This window comes from Rhizobium sp. FKY42 (assembly GCF_005222835.1).
Lineage (GTDB): Bacteria > Pseudomonadota > Alphaproteobacteria > Rhizobiales > Rhizobiaceae > Neorhizobium.
On record NZ_STGA01000065.1, the window covers coordinates 24,558 to 24,834 of the forward strand.

Genomic DNA, 277 nt, shown 5'->3' on the forward strand with positions numbered 1-277 from the left:
GTCGACGGACACACCGCGTTCGCCCATCATCTGTTCGAGATCGCGGTAGCTCACTCCATAGCGGCAATACCAGCGCACAGCCCACAAGATCACCTCACCCTGAAAATGACGCCACTTAAAATCGTTCATCAAAAGTCTCGCTGAAAATCACCAGCGATCTTTCAAGCTCCAACGGATTTTTGCAACAGAGCCGAGCTGCTCATGGTTCTGGAGCGGCCGGAGATCCCGCTCCACACCAATGCATCCGAGCGAGATCTGCGTGGCTTTGTCATCAAGC

The 277-nt window shown here is 54.2% G+C and carries 1 pseudogene; it reads right to left on the reverse strand.

The window, feature by feature from the left end:
- Positions 1-129 (reverse strand): annotated as a pseudogene (locus tag E8M78_RS23970) (IS6 family transposase); the annotation flags it as partial.
- Between the last annotated feature and the right edge of the window lie 148 nt (positions 130-277).